This window comes from Hymenobacter agri (assembly GCF_054778495.1).
The window spans coordinates 1-556 of record NZ_BAAGZM010001286.1; the positions used below are offsets into that span (position 1 = coordinate 1).

Annotated in this window: 1 protein-coding gene; it reads right to left on the bottom strand. The window is 68.0% G+C overall.

Going from position 1 to position 556, the window contains the following annotated elements; all coding sequences use genetic code 11:
* The coding region (locus tag ACYVDE_RS25835; protein ID WP_460504358.1) for an IPT/TIG domain-containing protein at positions 1-556 on the bottom strand (556 nt) is incomplete at both ends.

Sequence of the window (556 nt, forward strand, 5' to 3'; positions counted from 1 at the left end):
GCCGAATTCACCGTGAAGGTGGCGGCTGTGCCGTTGAAGCTCACGGCCGTAGCGCCCGTCAGGTTGGTGCCCGTGATGATGACGCTGGTGCCCACCGTGCCGCTGTTGGGGCTCAAGCTGCTGAGGGTGGGCGCAGGCGGCAGCACCGTAAACGGCACCGCATTGCTGGTGCCGCCGGGCGTAGTTACGGTCACGTTGCCCGTGATGGTGCCGGGGGGCACCGTAGCCGTAATCTGCGTGCCCGAGTTCACGGTGAAGGTCGCGGCCGTGCCATTGAAGCTCACCGCCGTAGCCCCGGTGAAGCCGGTACCGGTTATCACCACCGACGTGCCCACCGTGCCGCTGGTTGGGCTCAGGCTGGAAATTACCGGGGCGGGAGTGGTCACCGTGAAGGTCAGCCCGTTGCTGGCTCCGGCCGGCGTGGTCACCGTCACCGGGCCCGTGGTGGCGCCGGCCGGCACGGTGGCCGTAATCTGGGTCGCCGAATTCACCGTGAAGGTGGCGGCTGTGCCGTTGAAGCTCACGGCCGTAGCGCCCGTCAGGTTGGTGCCCGTGA